At 66.5% G+C, this 14,990-nt stretch carries 13 protein-coding genes and 1 pseudogene; 7 read left to right on the top strand and 7 right to left on the bottom strand.

Going from position 1 to position 14,990, the window contains the following annotated elements; translation table 11 throughout:
- The first annotated feature begins 100 nt into the window (after nucleotides 1–100).
- Together WA670_RS20600 and WA670_RS20595 are read left to right on the top strand one after the other, a co-directional pair.
- Complete coding sequence (locus WA670_RS20600) at nucleotides 101–481, top strand: XRE family transcriptional regulator (protein ID WP_237600711.1); 381 nt, start codon at nucleotides 101–103, stop codon at nucleotides 479–481.
- Nucleotides 482–663: 182 nt separating this feature from the next.
- Nucleotides 664–1,797, top strand: a complete 1,134-nt coding sequence (locus WA670_RS20595; protein ID WP_336158572.1) for a tetratricopeptide repeat protein — start codon at nucleotides 664–666, stop codon at nucleotides 1,795–1,797.
- Here WA670_RS20595 and WA670_RS20590 read toward each other — a convergent pair.
- Entirely contained in the window at nucleotides 1,744–2,331 is a 588-nt protein-coding gene (locus WA670_RS20590) for an NUDIX hydrolase (protein WP_336158571.1), read from the bottom strand. The two genes, WA670_RS20595 and WA670_RS20590, sit on opposite strands and share 54 nt — an antisense overlap.
- A gap of 9 nt (nucleotides 2,332–2,340) precedes the next feature.
- The gene (locus tag WA670_RS20585; protein ID WP_336158570.1) at nucleotides 2,341–3,510 is read right to left on the bottom strand and encodes a hypothetical protein; all 1,170 of its coding nucleotides are present in this window, start codon (nucleotides 3,508–3,510) and stop codon (nucleotides 2,341–2,343) included.
- 160 nt (nucleotides 3,511–3,670) lie between these two features.
- On the opposite strand from WA670_RS20585, the gene WA670_RS20580 reads away from it, so the two are divergent.
- Together WA670_RS20580 and WA670_RS20575 are read left to right on the top strand one after the other, a co-directional pair.
- Nucleotides 3,671–3,931: a hypothetical protein gene (locus tag WA670_RS20580; RefSeq protein WP_336158569.1), complete on the top strand. Its 261-nt coding sequence runs from the start codon at nucleotides 3,671–3,673 to the stop codon at nucleotides 3,929–3,931.
- On the top strand, nucleotides 3,928–4,794 hold the full coding sequence (locus WA670_RS20575; RefSeq protein ID WP_336158568.1) for a Scr1 family TA system antitoxin-like transcriptional regulator: 867 nt from the start codon (nucleotides 3,928–3,930) through the stop codon (nucleotides 4,792–4,794). Before WA670_RS20580 ends, WA670_RS20575 begins: the two co-directional genes overlap by 4 nt.
- 1,588 nt (nucleotides 4,795–6,382) lie before the next feature.
- Here WA670_RS20575 and WA670_RS20570 read toward each other — a convergent pair.
- Both WA670_RS20570 and WA670_RS20565 read right to left on the bottom strand, forming a co-directional pair.
- A pseudogene (locus WA670_RS20570) lies at nucleotides 6,383–7,153 on the bottom strand (alkaline phosphatase D family protein); the annotation flags it as partial.
- Nucleotides 7,154–7,250: 97 nt separating this feature from the next.
- Nucleotides 7,251–7,730 (bottom strand): GNAT family N-acetyltransferase, encoded by a 480-nt coding sequence (locus WA670_RS20565; RefSeq protein WP_336158567.1) that lies wholly within the window; start codon nucleotides 7,728–7,730, stop codon nucleotides 7,251–7,253.
- A gap of 53 nt (nucleotides 7,731–7,783) precedes the next feature.
- Between WA670_RS20565 and WA670_RS20560 the strand changes: the two genes are divergently transcribed.
- On the top strand, nucleotides 7,784–8,164 hold the full coding sequence (locus WA670_RS20560) for a VOC family protein (RefSeq protein ID WP_336158566.1): 381 nt from the start codon (nucleotides 7,784–7,786) through the stop codon (nucleotides 8,162–8,164).
- Nucleotides 8,165–8,204: 40 nt separating this feature from the next.
- Here WA670_RS20560 and WA670_RS20555 read toward each other — a convergent pair whose 3' ends face one another.
- Together WA670_RS20555 and folC are read right to left on the bottom strand one after the other, a co-directional pair.
- Nucleotides 8,205–8,564, bottom strand: a complete 360-nt coding sequence (locus tag WA670_RS20555) for a DUF4233 domain-containing protein (protein WP_051172901.1) — start codon at nucleotides 8,562–8,564, stop codon at nucleotides 8,205–8,207.
- 53 nt (nucleotides 8,565–8,617) lie between these two features.
- Nucleotides 8,618–10,297, bottom strand: a complete 1,680-nt coding sequence (folC, locus tag WA670_RS20550; RefSeq protein WP_336158565.1) for a bifunctional tetrahydrofolate synthase/dihydrofolate synthase — start codon at nucleotides 10,295–10,297, stop codon at nucleotides 8,618–8,620.
- Nucleotides 10,298–10,465: 168 nt separating this feature from the next.
- On the opposite strand from folC, the gene WA670_RS20545 reads away from it, so the two are divergent.
- A complete protein-coding gene (locus tag WA670_RS20545) occupies nucleotides 10,466–11,098 on the top strand; it encodes a class I SAM-dependent methyltransferase (RefSeq protein ID WP_336158564.1) in 633 nt (210 codons plus the stop codon).
- Between the two features lie 93 nt (nucleotides 11,099–11,191).
- Nucleotides 11,192–12,067: an SGNH/GDSL hydrolase family protein gene (locus tag WA670_RS20540; RefSeq protein ID WP_336158563.1), complete on the top strand. Its 876-nt coding sequence runs from the start codon at nucleotides 11,192–11,194 to the stop codon at nucleotides 12,065–12,067.
- Nucleotides 12,068–12,323: 256 nt separating this feature from the next.
- Here WA670_RS20540 and WA670_RS20535 read toward each other — a convergent pair whose 3' ends face one another.
- Nucleotides 12,324–14,951: a valine--tRNA ligase gene (locus tag WA670_RS20535; RefSeq protein ID WP_336158562.1), complete on the bottom strand. Its 2,628-nt coding sequence runs from the start codon at nucleotides 14,949–14,951 to the stop codon at nucleotides 12,324–12,326.
- Nucleotides 14,952–14,990: the final 39 nt, after the last annotated feature.

The raw sequence follows: 14,990 nt of genomic DNA, 5'->3' as shown, positions 1-14,990 counted from the left end.
AGCACGCAAATAGTCCGAATGCGCGACGCGGTGTCGATCTCGACCCCGCGGTTTCCGTTAAGCGCTAATGTCGGCGCTGAGGCGGACCACGGAGGAATGGGTGTCGGAAGACTGGGCGGCGGTCGCGAAGACCATCAACGAGCGCGTCCACGCGCTCGGATGGAAACAACGCGAACTGGCTGAACGCTCGCAGGTCTCCCAGGCGATCGTCCGCGAAATTCAGAACCACACTGTGGAGCGCAAGCGCAGCGACCGGACGCTGGAAGCACTGGCCCTGGCACTCGGCTTGCACCCCCAACACCTGATCGCTGTCTTGCACGGCCGCATCCCGCCCGCACCAGGCCAGCCACGCGAAGACATGGAAGATGCTGTATCGGCGCGGCTTGCCGTCATCGAGCGTCGGCTGTCCGACATCACCGACGAACTGGCGGCACTGCGCGTGGATATCGCCGACGCATTGAGTCGGCCGGACAGGCAGTAGGGGTGCCATGCCCAGGCACGTCGAATGCCTAGGCGGCCGGGAGACCGGTTCGGTTCCGTCTGCGTTCATGCCTCAAGAAAACGGCATCGACACGCGTTTTCGCAGGTGGCTGAAGTTAACTGCGGCCCCATTAACCGCAATTAACTGTGCAGGTCAGAGCGGTTATCAGTGGTGGGCTCCGGATGGCTGAAACAAGGCTTCAGGCGGTTCGCCGAACCCTCGGGTACAAGGCCGATGACGTCATCAAGATGCTGCTTCGCCGCGCCGACTCACTCGCCGTTCCTGTCATGTCGGCGACGAGCCTCAAAACAAAGTTGTCGCGATGGGAGAACGGGCGCGAAGCGGTCAGCCAGCCATACCGGCGGCTCTTCCGAGACGTCTACGGACGCACCAATGAGGAACTTGGCTTCCCGGACGAAGAGACGAACGATGAGGCGGAAGAGCTGATCTCCCGCCTCGCTCTGGCTCGATCCGTCGACGCGGAGACAGTCGAGATCTTCAAACGCCAAGTCGACCAGGCGCGGCATGTCGACCGCCGGTTCGGCGGCGTGGCACTGCTCGACCAGTTACGCAGCAATATCGGACAGCTGCAAAGTCTTCTCAACTTCAGCACGATGCACGGACAACGCGAGGCGCTGGCCGGCGTTCTCACTGAGGCATCCGCGCTCGCCGGGTGGGAAGCGCTTGACCGCAACGCCATTCGGCAGGCATGGGAGCACCACGAGACAGCTAAGGCAGCCGCACGCGAAGCTGGCTCGCCAATCCTGCTGGCGCACTCGACTGCGCAGCAGGCATTCATCTTGATCGACCTCGGCGAGATCGAGCCCGCGGTTGGACAACTCGGCGAAGCACGCGCGATCGCGGAGCGCACCGCGCCACCCGTGTTGCGCGCGTGGATGGCGGCAGCACACGGAGAAGGGCTTGCGGCAGCGGGTCAACGGGACGATGCACTGCGGGCCTTCGATTCGGCGGACACGCACTTGCCCACCGATCCCGTTGATCCGGCGCTGCCGTTTCTGTTCCTCGGCGGCGCTCACCTTGACCGCTGGCGCAGCCATGCCCTGAGCAGGCTCGGCGAAGACGACGCGATCCAGCAACTCGCCGACGCACTGCCCCGCCTGCCACCAGACTTCATCCGGGCCAAGACAGGCATGTTGGTTGACCTGGCTTTCGCGCACGCAGCGGCAGGCAATCGAGACGCAGCGCTCGATCACGCACGCCAGGCACGACGGCTCGCCGCGCAGATCAGGTCGGACCGCCAGCTACGCCGTCTCAGCGGACTGATTCTGCCCGGCAGTGCCGCCGCCATTGCGTGACGCGATGTAGTACAGCAACGGAACCAACGCACCCGCGCCGAGGATTTCCTTGCGCAGAGCCAGTTCCGGAATCTTGGCAAGCGGAACCCATTCCAGGCGACCGACTTCCTCAGTGTCGGTAGGCTCGCCGACCTTCTCGGCGTCGCGCCACAAGTAGACATCGGTCGGTGCCGTCACTTGACCTGGTAGAGGCTCGAAGCCGATCAGATGCTCGGCCTCGCCGAGAGGCTGATAGCCGCTTTCCTCACGAATCTCACGAGCAGCCGTTGCGGCGGGGTCTTCGCCTTCCTCCACCAGGCCGCCGAGCAGTTCGTATCCCCACTGGTCGGTGGCGAACCGATAGCGCCAAAGCATGAGGACCTGGTCCTGGTCGTTCACGATCAGACCGATCGCGATGGGGGCCAGGTGCACGACGTGGTACTCCCAGCGCTCCCCGTTCGGTGCTTGAACGTCGGTCAGCCCGAGGCGCACCCACTTGTTGTCGTAGACGGTCCGTTCGCCAAAGGTCTCCCAGGACCCAACCTCGTCAGTCACCCCGGGAGCCTAGCGCGATTCGATGCGGGCCTTAAGCCGCTCAAGCCGCCGAAGCTGGCGGGCCGAGCCGATGTCCGCGGCAAGTGTCTGGGCACGGCGGAGGTGCGCGTGGGCTTGCTCATGCTCGCGCATCGCTACGAACGCAATCGCCAGGTCAACCCGCAACGCGGTTTCGGCACGCACAAACGTCGGGTCGAGACGGCTAAGCGCGTCAGTCAGGACGTCAATCGCTTCTGGCTCGCCAATTCTGGCCAGCGCGTGGCCACGCCAGCGCCCAAGGTGCACCGCGTCCAACGCGAGGTACGGCCCGGCGTCTTGTTCGCCCTCGTCCGCCAGCAGCGAGGCAGCCTGATCGAATGCCCGCAAGCTCGCCGAACGCTGACCGTCGGCCGCCAGCACTTCGCCTTGGGCGGCAGCCAGCCACGACCTGAGCAGCCTGTTCGTACTCCGGTCCGCGTCCCGCCGTACGGTCTCCATCAAGTCGACCGCCACCGCTGAATCGCCAATATCCAGCAGCACGAACGCCTGGCCCGCGCGCGTGTGCGCCTCGAACGCCCGGCCTGCCGGTTCTTTGGCGGCTGCCGTGCCACTTGCGTAGTGCTGCCACGCCTGCGCAGCGTTGCCCAGGTCGAGCGCCTGCCACCCGGCGAGCGTCCGCAGCTCCGACAGCAAGGCCGCCAGCGCCTCACGGTTAGTCGGCATGACGCTGTGCCCCATCAGCTTGCCGACCTGATCGATCTTCGCGACGACCTCATCGTGCGCGAGGATCGCGCCCAACTGCCGGTCAAGCCGACGCGTGACGTTGAGCTGACCTCGCAAGAGATCAAGGACGGTGTTGTCAACCCGAGCGGACGCACGGAGAAGCGCTCGGAACTCACGGTCGTCGTCAGTGACTTTCCGGGAATCCCGAGGCGGGGCGAGCAACTCGTCAATCCCGACGCCGAAGATCCTCTCCAGCAGTCGCGCGGTGGCGGGCTGCGGTCGGCCTAGCGCCTTGCCGCTGTCTCCGCGCCCCGAGGCCAGTCGCTTCACGTGCCGAGCACTGAGCGTGCCTGGTTCTCCGCAGTCCTTCGCGAAGTTCGTCGCGAAGGCGGAGAACTCGTCGTAAGTCTCATGTCGCCCGCGGATGAGCTGTTCGAGCAGAGTCCGCGAAGTGCGCGGCTCCTGCCCGTCGCTCATGCTGCGCTCCCTGTCCCGTGGCCCTGGCGCGGCACCGCCGTGGCCCCCCAATGGCCTTTCGATGAAATCAGTCTAACTGCGACGCTGATGTCAGCGCATCTATTGGCGTCGGCCGGTCCATTGCGACCACGAGAGGCCGGGTTGCATCGGGAGGTTTCTCATGGGCTGGTGGATCAGCTTCGACGACACAGAGGTCGTCACTGATCCGGAGACTGGCGCAGTCATCTGCGAGGACCAGACTGTCCGGATCTTCGCCGAGTCCATGCTGAGCCACATCGAGCGAGGCGTCACGGTTGAGGCGCTCACCGAGCGGACCGGGCTCGATGAATTCCTGATCCGCGTCGCGCTCGACGTCGCACGGGAGCATCGGTGTCAGGCTGGCACCGGCGAGATCAACCCGGCGCACAGGCACGCTGAATGAAGCAACGCCACAACCGCAGCGGCGGCTGCCGAGCACGCTCCGCACTCCTCGGCGTGGAACTACGCGCCGCACGCGAAGAGAAGCAGTACGGCGTGCGCGAACTGGCACGGCGAATCGGCGTGAATCCGGCGCAACTCAACAGTTGGGAATCGGCCCTGCGGAGCCCAGACATGATGGACATCGCCGGAATCCTCGGCGCGCTCGGCGTAGTCGGCGAGCGGAAAGAACGCATCTTGGCGGTCGCCAGACTGGCCGAGTCCGAAGCTATTGTGCTAGGCCAGGCAGACAAACCGCATCACATTGAGGCCGCGGAGGCATGCGCTCGCATGGCGCGCAGCATTGTCGACTGGCACCCGTTCCTAATTCCGGACATCGTGCGCACCCGCGCTTACGCCGAAGCTGCGCTCCACCTCAGCGCGTTCCCTCGCGAGGCCGTAACGGAGGACCTGCTGAACACTCGGGCGCTGGCCGCCATCGGTCATCTTCACGTGAACGCAGACGTCGCTATCTTCATCGGCGAGCGTGCGATCACGCACACCATCGGCAACCCGCTCCTAGCCTTGCAGCAATTGCGGTCTCTGCTCTTAATGACTGAGCCACAGCGCGCGCCGAACGTCACGATCAACATCGTGCCCAGCCACAACGGCGGAACGGAGCAGGCGTTTACCCGCTACTACACCCACGCCGGGCCGATCACCTACGTCTCGCAGGGGTTTTGCGGCTCGTTCACACTGGACCACCAGGAACTGCACGGTGCGGTCATAGATCAGCTCGCCGCTACTGCCTGCAACCCCCGGGAGTCAGCGATCCTGATCGAAGAGCACATTCAGCGACTTGATCACGAACTTACGGACGGGGACTGAATTCCCTGCGCACACACCAAGGACGCTACGTGAACAAATCATGAGCCTGTAAACAAACTTGGCCCGAAGCTTAAATGGTGATCAAACGTATTACGTCACGTCGTACGAGAGATTAAGTCAGGACTCCATTCGTCATGGCAAATTAGTCAATATGACCTGACTTGAAGGAACCATAAAAACACTACGAGACACGGGCTCCAAAAGAGCAAGCTGTCCACTAGAAGACCCAAGCAATAACATTTGTCTAATTTTTCCATCCCTGCCGGTGACTGACTTAAGAGACAACGGAATCCGGGCTGAGTCAACGTATTCCACAGAGTATCGCTTCGGCCTCAGGTCACCCACAACGCGCAACTCCAGCCACGTCGCAGGTGCTGAAAAATCAGCCCGGTCGGCGGACCCATAGGTCGCCGCCAAAGAGTACAAGAAGTAGTAGATAGAGACCGCAATAGATATACCCACAAGCGCAATATTTCGCCGAACCGAGCGCTCGGACACAGTTCGCGATAGCTTCCCCAAGCGGCCTGCGACCCATTTAGACCTATCCGCAATCCACCTAGATCTCGCAAAACTTCTGTTCAAACGTTTGACGCGTCGCAGATTTGACTTACCCTTTCTCGTTAATTTAAGTGCAGCCTTCCGCACTTCTTCAAGCGTCCTTCTTCTCTTGATAATTTCTGACCAGAGCTCTTTGCGAGATATCAAAACCCCGTTCTGATCAGTCCGCAAGTCAGAATTAAAGAAGCTTCGCACTGTTAGTCGCGCACTTAGGCGCACAATCCTGGAAAGATCCGCGCGGGCAGCCTCTATTTCCGCAACACTTTCTCGCAGCTCATCACTTGTGCGACGTATTTCTACTTCCAAGTCACGCAGTCTTCGCATATTTCGCACAGCGGCGTCAATGGTCGCCGCCGCAAGTTTTGCACCGTCACTTATCGCGCGATATACAGACGTCGCACATACGGCGAGCGTGGTTGCAAATACTAGAATTGGCGTAAGAGAAAGCATTCTTTGCGCCGCATTTAGTGGACTTATTCCCACCTGCGACGGATCCAGATCGAACGCTTTAAAATACTGATACGCTATAACATACGAAAAGAACTCAACTATCAGCACGGTGAGCGAAATGCCAGCGATAACTTTAGCGACGACGCCCTCTCGCGGCGGTTTCGCACTACGTGCGGAGTTCGCGACTTTAGGCGCAATTGGACGCGCACGAACAACTTTCGATCGTGGTAGTCTGGAAACCATTTGACCCTCCCGCCTCAGGTCGCGTTACTCTTTCACCGCGATCCACCAATCATGCGGGTGCCAAAAGTTGAGCTGACTGCTCGCCCAGCTACTCGCGCACACAGTTTACAGCCCGCGAATGCAGCAGGTGCAGACGGCTTCGCGCGCGACGGCGCGCGCATCTACAAAGTTCGACTGCATGCACAAATGATCACCGCTATCGGAACACTCGATGTGTAAAGGCTGGTGCGGCGCACATATTGGTTCGCCAGGTCGCTGTGCGAAGGCTCCGACGCTGCGCTCCCGCCCGACACCGACGTCGGGCACCCACAGCAGGTGCTAGTATTGTTAGTTGACGTACTTCGTGGTCGTCCCACTGGACGTAAGCGGGCACCTCGGCGGCGAACCGCCGGAAATTGGCGTCGAGCCGGTTGTAGGCGTGCTGGCCGCGGTATTCGTCGAGGGTTTCGGCGACCTTCGACTTCTCCGGCGTCACGATGTTGTGCCAGGTGCCCCCGCCGCCGGGGAGCGTGACGGTTTCGGTGAGCGGGCCGTCGGCGTACACCGTGTCGCCGCTGTGCAGGAAGAGGTCCGGGCGGCGGTCGGCCATCGCGGAGAAGATCGTCATGCCGCCGAGGCCTGGGTTGATGCCGTAGTTCTGGCCGACGACGTCGCCGCTCCACAGGATCCGCGTGTTCGCGCGGCCGACCGGCGCGGTGGCGAACCGGCCGGCGACCGGCTCGCTCGCACTGCGGCCGTCGAGGTCCACGGCGGTGACGCGGTAGTGGTATTCGGTGCCCGGGGCCAGTCCGGCGACGCGCACCTTGCCGGTGCCGCCGGTGGCGGGCGTGACGAACGGGCCGGGCACGCGGCGGGCGTGCCGGAACGACGGGTCGCGCGCGACCTCGACCATCAGCCGCGCCGGCCGGTCGGCCCGCGACCACACGATGCCGGAGCTGGCGGTCACGTCCCCGGACGCGACGCCGTGGGCGAGCACCGGACGGTCGCGGCGGACGAGCGGGGCGGCCGAGGCGGAGCCGGGCAGCAGCAGCCCGCCTGCCGCGGCGAGCGCGGGGACGGCGATCCCGGCTTTGAGCACCGAGCGCCGGGAAGGGGTCGTTTCGGTCATGGCGGCCGTTCTATCCGGCGACCACGGCCAAGCGGCCAACTCGGGCTGACCGCCGGGTGAACGGCTCACCCGGCAGGAGGAAGCTCACAGCCGGCCGTCACGCTCGGTGTGCTTCCCGAACCATCTCGTGCTCGCACTCGCTCGGTCCGGACAGCGGACGCTCCACGAACCCGTGCCGTTCGTACAGCGCCATGGCGTGCGCGTTGCCGCCCGCGACGCGCAACGCCAGCTCGCCCGCCCCGCGCCCTTCGCTCCAGCGCACGACGGCCCGGACGAGCGCGTCCCCGACTCCCCTGCCGCGCGCCGGCGGGGCGACCCACATCGACAGCAGCTCGGCTTTGTCGCCGCGCTCGGAAAGATGCCCGCTGACCATCCCGGCCGGAACGCCGTCGAGGTCGGCCAGGACGTTGAGCGACACGTCGCGCAGCCGAGCCCGCCAGCGCGGTTCGGCGTCGCCTTCGCCCTGCCAGTCCGCGAGTGTCGAGCTGAACGCTCCCGGGTCCTCGCGCAGCGCCGCCAGCCGGAGGGCACGCCACTCCGCCCAGTTGTCCACGCTCAGCTCGCGCACCACGATCACACTTGCACCGTCGCCGTGGCGGCCCGGCCGTTACATCGGAATAGGGTGAAACCATGCGCATCGACCGGCTCGACCACCTCGTCCTCACCGTCGCCGACCTCGGTGCGACGGTCGATTTCTACACGCGCGTCCTCGGCATGACCGAGGTGACGTTCGGGGCCGGCCGCAAGGCACTGGCGTTCGGCGCCAGCAAGATCAACCTGCACGAGGCCGGGCACGAGTTCGAGCCGAGGGCGGACCGGCCGACGCCGGGCAGCGCGGACCTGTGCCTGATCACGGCCGATTCGCTGGAACAGGTCGTCGAGGACCTCGCGACGCACGGGGTGCCGGTCGAGGAGGGCCCGGTCGACCGCACGGGCGCGACCGGGCCGATTCGCAGCGTGTACTTCCGCGACCCGGACCGGAACCTGATCGAGGTCAGCGTCTACCGCTGAGCCGCACCTCGCGGGAGCGCGGCGGCGGAGAGCGCGGGGCTCAAGCCTGCGGCTGCTGCTGGCTCGGCAACGTGCCCGCCGCCATCCGGCGCGCGACGTCGCGGCGCAGCCACAGGAACCACACGAACGCGGCCAGGAAGATGACGCCGATGATCGCGATCGCGGGCTGGGTGATCCCGATCCCGATGATCGCCAGCTGCAGCAGCAGGATCACCGGCACCGCCCAGACGTGCTTGAGCATCCCGCACAGCACGATCAGCACCACGGCCAGCGCGATGACCGTCCAGCCGGTGAAGCTCGTGATGCCGCCGCCGAGCTTGGCGACCACCGGCAGCGCGAGCGCGACGGTGATCGCTTCCATGATCAAGGTGCCCGCCATGACGCCGCGGAAGCCCTTCATCGGGTCCTTCGCGGGCGGCTTCACCGGCGGCTGGGGCGTTTCCGGGGTCTCGCTCACGCTGGCTCCTTCCCGAACAGCGTCCGCGCGTCGCCCGCGGTGACCACGGAGCCGGTCACCAGCACGCCGCCGCCCGCGAGCGGTTCCTCCGGGTCGTCGTTCTGCTCCACGAGGCCGATCGCGGTCTCGATCGCGGTCTCCAAGTCCGGTTCGGCGAGCACGCGGTCCTCGCCGAAGATCGACGCGGCCAGTTCCGCCAGGTCCTCGACCGGCAGCGACCGCGGCGACGAACTGCGCGTGACCACGACGTCGGAGACCACCGGTTCCAGCGCGTCGAGGATGCCGCGCGCGTCCTTGTCGGACAGCACGCCGACGACCGCGACGAGCCGGCGGAAGTTGAACTCGTCGGTGATCGTCGTGGCGAGCGCCCGCGCGCCCATCGGGTTGTGCGCCGCGTCGACCAGCACCGCCGGGGCGGCCCGCACGCGTTCGAGCCTGCCCGGGTTCTCGACCTCGGCGAACGCCTCGCGCACCGCCTCGATCACGAGCTGCTTGTCTTTGCCCGCCCCGAAAAACGCCTCGACCGCGGCCAGCGCGAGGGCCGCGTTCGCCGCCTGGTGCGCGCCGTGCAGCGGCAGGAAGATCTCGTCGTAGACGCCGCCGAGGCCCTGCAGCTTCAGCATTTGCCCGCCGACCGCGACCTCGCGTTCGAGCACGCCGAACTCGCTGCCCGCGCGTGCCACCGCGGCGTCGACCTCGACCGTGCGTTTCAGCAGGACGTTCAGCACCTCGGGGTCCTGCTCGCCGATCACCGCGACCGACCCGGGCTTGATGATCCCGGCCTTCTCCGCGGCCGCGTCGACCGCGGTCGGGCCGAGGTATTCGGTGTGGTCCAGCCCGATCGGCGTGATGACCGCGACCTGGGCGTCGGCGACGTTCGTCGCGTCCCACGCGCCGCCCATGCCCGCCTCGAGCACCGCGGCCTCGACCGGTGCGTCGGAGAACGCCGCGAACGCCATCCCGGTGAGCACCTCGAACTTGCTCATCGGCACGCCGTCCTCGCTCGCACCGTCCACCATCGCCACGTACGGCGCGATGTCCTGGTACAGCTCGGCGTAGCGGGCGGCGGAGATCGGCCGTCCGTCGAGCGCGATCCGCTCGGTGACCAGCTGCAGGTGCGGGCTGGTGTAGCGGCCCGAGCGCAGGCCCATCCGGGTCAGCAGCGAATCGACCATCCGCGCGACCGAGCCCTTGCCGTTCGTGCCCGCGACGTGCACCACCGGGTAGCCGTGGTTGGGCTCGCCGAGCAGCGTCATCAGCGCCTGGATCCGGGCGAGCGACGGTTCGAGCTTCGTCTCCGGCCAGCGCTGGTTCAGCTCGGCCTCGGCGGCCATCAGGTCGCGGCGGGCCTCCGGGCCGTTCTCGTCGCCGAACTCGGCCGGCGCGCCCTCGTCGTCGAGTTCGTGCAGCTCAGTGCCCTCTTCGACGGACAGGTCCGGGACCGGGCCGAGCGCCAGGTTGTCGCCGAGCTGGCCGATGCCGCCGATCCCGCCGCGCGCACCGCCGCCGACGGTGTAGGCCGCGTCCGGCGCGTCGAGGTCCGGCTCCAGCTCGTTCCCGGGATCGTCCTCGTCGTCGCTGTGCGCGAGCGCGCCCAGTTCGTCGACCCCCGCGAAACTGTCCGGATCGGCAAGATCCGGCCGCCGGGTCTCCTCGGGCTCCTCACCGCGCGGCACTCGTGCACTCCTTGAAGTCGCTGTCCCGGCGCGGTCGCGCGACCGGGAAGACCAGGCGAAAGGTTCGGCCTGGCACACCGTCGAGCGTACCCGGGGCCGCCTCGCGCCCAGCGCCCCCGGGGCTTCGGCGTGATCGCGCCCGCGGGGATCCGTGGCAAGGTCGGGCGCATGCCCTTCGACCACAACCATCACTACCACCCGGCCCTGCTCCGCCTCCTGCCGCCGGGCCCCGGCCGCGCCCTGGACGTCGGCTGCGGCGACGGCCGGTTCGCCCGCAAGCTGGCCGCCGCCGGTATGACCGTCGAAGGCATCGACACGTCGGCGGAAATGATCACCCGCGCGACGTCCGCCGGTTCCCCAGGACCAGGCACCGCGGAGTACCGCCGCGCAGACGTGACGACCGACCCCCTGGAACCCGAGGCGTACGCGTACATCTCCTGCCTGGCCTCCCTGCACCACGTCCCGTTCGAAACCGTCACGAGACTGCGCGACGCCCTCGTCCCCGGCGGCGTCCTCGCCGTCCTCGGCTGCGCCCGCCCGAGCCGCCCCGGCGACTACGCCCGCGAACTCGTCGCCGTCCCCGCGAACCTCGCGGCCAGGCTGATCGTCTTCGCCGGCGACCGCCTCAACGGCGGCCCGGATCCGGTCGCCAAGGCCCCGGTGCACATGAAATTCCCGCCCTTGACCGACGTCCGCCGCGACGCCGCCCGCCTGCTTCCCGGCAGCACGGTCCGCCCGCTGGTCTTCTGGCGGTACCTGCTGACCTGGCGGAAACCCGCAGATCACCCAGCAGCCGGGTGAAAAGCCGCCCCGACCACCCGATCGGCGGAGAGCGCTCGCGCCCCGCGTGCCGAAAGGTAAAGCGGGTCGACCGCTAGGGAGGACGGGTTCCGCATGCGCACCATCCGAATCGTGCTGGCCGCGATCGCGGCCATCGCACTGCTTCTGTCGACGGCAGCGGCCGCGAGCGCCGCGCCCCGGCACTACCGTCATTACGTCGCCTTGGGCGACTCGTACACGTCGGGCCCGCTCATCCCGCTGCCCAGGCTGGATCCGTTCGGCTGCTTCCGCTCGACGTCCAACTACCCGTCGATGGTCGCGGCCTCCCTGGACGTGGACCGCTTCACCGACGTCAGCTGCGGCGGCGCGAACACCTCGCACATGACCGCCCCGCAAAGCGTGCCGCTGGGCCAGAACGCCCCGCAGTTCTCCGCACTGCGCTCCGACACCGACCTGGTGACGGTCGGCATCGGCGGCAACGATTCGGGCCTGTTCGGCAAACTGGTGGACACCTGCCCGACCTTGCGCGCCTCGGACCCGACCGGAAACCCGTGCCAGAAGCACTTCACCGTCGACGGCGTGGACACGATCAAGGCGCTGCTCCCCAAGACGCAAGCAGCCATCCAGCAAGTACTGGCCGGAATCCACGCCCGCTCGCCGCACGCCAAGGTGCTGGCCATCGGCTACCCGCGCATCGCCCCCGCAGAAGGCTATTGCCCGAACGTCCTGCCCTTCGCGAACGGCGACTACGCCTGGCTCTCGAGCGTGGAAGAAGCCCTGAACGCAGCAGTGAGCAACGCAGTGGAAGCGGACGGCCAATCGTCCTATGTGGACACCTACACCCCGTCCTTCGGCCACGACGCCTGCAAAGGCCCAGGCGTAGCCTGGATCAACGGCAAAGACCTGAACCTGCTAGCCGCAGCCCCCTACCACCCTCTCTACGCAGGGATGGCAGGCGAAGCAAAAGTAATCCGCCAACAACTCCGCTAATACGCCGTGAGGGTCCCCCTGAGGGAATCTGATTCCCTCAGGGGGACCCTCACGGCCCTAAAACCGCACCGCTGCACCCAACGAGCGAGGCACCCACACCACCCCCGCACCCCGATACGAAGCCCAAATGCGGACGGCGGGTGCTTGTCAAGGCATCTTTCCCGCCTTGACAAGCACCCGCCGTCCGTCATCACAATCGGCTTCGGGGTGCCCCACGCAACCAGGGGCGCAATGTCGCCGCCAGGCGACGAGCCGCCTAAGACGCAGGCAACGCAGCCAACCGAGCCTCAATCCGCCCAATATCAGCCACCGCAGTCTCCCGCCGCACCTTGATCTTCTCGATCACGTGCTCAGGCGCCTTGGCGATAAACGCCTCATTCCCCAACTTCCCCTCAGTCTGCGCCAATTCCTTCCGCGCAGCCCCAAGGTCCTTCTCCAACCGCTTCCGCTCAGCAGCAACATCAATAGTGCCGGAAGTATCCAACTCCACAGTCACCACACCACCAGCGAGCGCAACCTCCAACGAAGCACTCACCGAGAACCCGTCCTCAGGCTCAGTAAGCCGCACCAACGACCGAATCGCCCCAGAATGCCCCTCCGGAAACGCCTCCCCGGAAAGCCGAGCAGCAACCTTCTGCCCCGGCTTCAACCCCTGATCCGCCCGGAACCGCCGAATCTCGGTGATCAGCTTCTGCACATCAGCAACCCGCGCATCAGCAACCGGATCCGCATACCCCTCAACCGCCGAAGGCCAAGCCGCGATCACCAACGACTCGCCACCCGTCAGGGCTGTCCACAGCTTCTCCGTGACAAACGGAACGAACGGGTGCAGCAACCGAAGCACAGTGTCCAGCACATGCCCCAGCACCTTCCGCGTAGCCTCGACCCGCGCGGAATCCCCTTGGTACAGCTGAACCTTCGCCAGCTCCAAGTACCAGTCACACAGCTCGTTCCACGTGAACTGGTACAGCGCATTGGCGACCTTGGCGAACTGGAAGTCCTCGAACAACCCGTCCACTTCGGACACCAGCGCCGCCAGCCGCCCGAGAATCCACCGATCCGACTCGGTCAGCTCGACAGCAGGCGGCAACGACCCCTCGACCGTCGCCCCGTTCATCATCGCGAACTTGCTGGCATTCCACAGCTTCGTGCAGAAGTTCCGCGACCCGGCAGCCCACTCGTCGGCCAGCGCCATGTCCGCACCCGGGTTGGCCCCGCGCGCGAGCGTGAACCGGGTGGCGTCCGCCCCGTAGGCGTCCATCCACTCCAGCGGGTCGATGACGTTGCCGCGCGACTTCGACATCTTCTTGCCGTTGGCGTCGCGGATCAGCCCGTGCAGGTAGACGTGGTCGAACGGCTGCCGCCCGTCCATCTCCTGCACGCCGAACATCATCATCCGGACGACCCAGAAGAACAGGATGTCGTACCCGGTCGACAGCACGCTGGTCGGATAGAACTTCGCCAGGTCCGCGGTCTCCTCCGGCCAGCCCATAGTCGACATCGGCCACAGCCCCGACGAGAACCATGTGTCGAGCACGTCCGGATCCTGCGTCCAGCCCTCGCCCGACGGCGGCTGCTCGTCCGGCCCCACGCACACGACCTCGCCGTCCGGCCCGTACCAGACCGGGATCCGGTGCCCCCACCACAGCTGGCGGGAAATCGTCCAGTCGTGCATGTTGTCGACCCAGTCGAAGTACCGCTTCTCGAGTTCGGCCGGGTGGATCTTCGTCCGCCCGTCGCGCACCGCGTCGCCCGCGGCCTGGGCCAGCTCGGCGACCTTGACCCACCACTGCAGCGACAGCCGCGGCTCCACGACCGTGTCGCAGCGGGAACAGTGCCCGACCGCGTGCACGTACGGCCGCTTCTCCGCGACGATCCGGCCCTGCTCGCGCAGCGCGGCGACCACCGCGGGACGCGCCTCGAACCGGTCGAGGCCCTCGAACGGACCGGGCACGGTGACCTCGGCGCGCTCGTTCATGACGGTCAGCATCGGCAGGTCGTGGCGGCGGCCGATCTCGAAGTCGTTCGGGTCGTGCGCCGGGGTCACCTTGACCGCGCCGGTGCCGAACTCCGGGTCGACGTGCCGGTCGGCGACCACCGGGATCTTCCGGCCGGTCAGCGGCAGTTCGATCTCGGTGCCGACCAGGTGCGTGTACCGCTCGTCGTCCGGGTGCACGGCCACCGCGGTGTCGCCGAGCATGGTCTCCGCGCGGGTGGTGGCCACGACGATCGACGCGTCGCCGTCGCCGTAGCGGATCGACACGAGTTCGCCGTCGTCGTCGCTGTGGTCGACCTCGATGTCCGACAGCGCCGTCTGGCAGCGCGGGCACCAGTTGATGATCCGCTCGGCGCGGTAGATGAGGCCGGCGTCGTAGAAGTTCTTGAACACCGTCTGGACGGCCTTGGACAGGTTCTCGTCCATGGTGAAGCGCTCGCGCGACCAGTCGACGCCGTCGCCGAGCCGCTTCATCTGGCCGAGGATCTTGCCGCCGTACTCGGCCTTCCACTCCCAGACGCGCTCGACGAACTTCTCGCGGCCCAGGTCGTGGCGCGAGAGGCCCTCGCCGGCCAGCTGGCGCTCGACGACGTTCTGCGTCGCGATGCCCGCGTGGTCCATGCCCGGCAGCCAGAGCACCTCGTAGCCCTGCATCCGGCGGCGGCGGCTCATCGCGTCCATCAGGGTGTGGTTGAGCGCGTGGCCCATGTGCAGGCTGCCGGTGACGTTCGGCGGCGGCAGTACGATCGAGAACGGCGGCTTCTCCGACGAAGCGTCAGCCGTGAAGTACCCGGCCGCTACCCAGCGGTCGTACATCGGGGCTTCCTCGGCGGCCGGGTCCCAGGCACCCGGAAGGTCGGTTTTCTGCTGCGGAGCGTTCTCGGTCACAATGGACAAGTCTACGAACCCGCCGCGGCGGGGTTACGC

It is taken from the genome of Amycolatopsis sp. VC5-11 (genome assembly GCF_037034185.1).
GTDB classification, from domain to species: domain Bacteria; phylum Actinomycetota; class Actinomycetes; order Mycobacteriales; family Pseudonocardiaceae; genus Amycolatopsis; species Amycolatopsis nivea.
The sequence above is the reverse complement of the archived record's forward strand: the minus strand, read 5'-3'. Positions and strand labels throughout refer to the sequence as shown.